This is a genomic window from Kytococcus sp. HMSC28H12 (assembly GCF_001816045.1).
Lineage (GTDB): Bacteria > Actinomycetota > Actinomycetes > Actinomycetales > Dermatophilaceae > Kytococcus > Kytococcus schroeteri.
Genome location: NZ_KV824373.1, coordinates 1 through 1,082 on the forward strand (window position 1 = coordinate 1; position 1,082 = coordinate 1,082).

Here is a 1,082-nt window from a genome sequence, read left to right on the forward strand (position 1 = left end):
TCACGCTCGCGCACCTGGCGGGCGCCCCACCGGCCGACACGGTGCGCCGGGCCGCGGTGGACCTCCGCCGCGACCGCGCTGCTGCCCTCGAGCGGGCTGCGGCCCGTCTCCCGGTGCTCCTGGTGGTCCCACTGGGCACCGTCTTCATGCCTGCCTTCGTCCTCATCGCGGTGGTGCCGCTGGTGGTGGCGATGGCGACACAGACCCTGGGTCAGGCCTGACCCGGTGGAAAGGGGGGCCCACCACAGGGGTGGGTCCACAACAGAAAGGGAAGTCCCATGCAGAACAAGATCCAGCGCTTCGTCCAGCCCCGCATCGAGGGCATGCGCGCCGCGAACGAGAAGGGCATGGCGGTGGCCGAGTACGCCATCGGCATCTTCGTCATCGCCGCCGTGGTGCTGCTGGGCATGAACATGATGAAGGACCTGGTGCCCACGCTCATGGGGGAGGTCATCAAGGCCGCCTTCGACGCTTTCAAGTGATGACCCGGCACCGTCGAGGTCTCCGCCCGGTGGGCGCGGGTCGCCCCCGTGACGGCGAGGGAGGCTTCACCTCGGTGGAGCTGGCCATGGCCATGCCGGTGGTGGTGCTGGTGCTGGGCATGGCGTTGACCGCGATGGTGCTGGTGGTGGACCTGCTGCAGGTCACGGACGCGGCCCGGGTGGGTGCCCGGGCCGCGTCCCGTGGCGACTCCCGCATCGAGGTGCGGCACCAGGTGGAGCGCCTCGCCCCCCAGGGGGCCACGGTGCACCAGCGGCGCACCGGCAGGTCGGTCACCGTCACGGTCAAGGCCCGGGCACGCGGTCCGGCCGAGTGGTTCCCCGGGCTCCACCCGGAGTCCTCGGCCACCGCGCTCATGGAACCGGGTGTGCGATGAGCACACCCACCCCGGCGGGCCGCAGGACCGGCTCGCCGGGTCGCCGGCGCTGGACCGCCACCCGGTGGTGGCGGGACGGCGAACGGGGCTCGGGCTCGATGGTGGCCCTGCTGGTCGGTGTGGCGGTGCTCGCCCTGCTGGCCGCGGGGGTCACCGCCGGGCAGACGTGGAGGGCGGCCTCCCGGGCCCGCACGGCCGCCGACCT

General features: G+C 73.2%; 2 protein-coding genes and 2 pseudogenes. All 4 read left to right on the forward strand.

What is annotated here, in order from left to right; translation table 11 throughout:
• Positions 1-221, forward strand: a pseudogene (locus tag HMPREF3099_RS04255) (type II secretion system F family protein); the annotation flags it as partial.
• 57 nt (positions 222-278) lie between these two features.
• Entirely contained in the window at positions 279-482 is a 204-nt protein-coding gene (locus HMPREF3099_RS04260) for a hypothetical protein (RefSeq protein WP_070704396.1), read from the forward strand.
• Entirely contained in the window at positions 482-877 is a 396-nt protein-coding gene (locus HMPREF3099_RS04265) for a TadE family protein (protein ID WP_101849303.1), read from the forward strand. The genes HMPREF3099_RS04260 and HMPREF3099_RS04265 overlap by 1 nt, the downstream gene beginning before the upstream one ends.
• Positions 874-1,082: pseudogene (locus HMPREF3099_RS12330) on the forward strand (hypothetical protein); the annotation flags it as partial. The gene HMPREF3099_RS04265 and the pseudogene HMPREF3099_RS12330, both read left to right, overlap by 4 nt.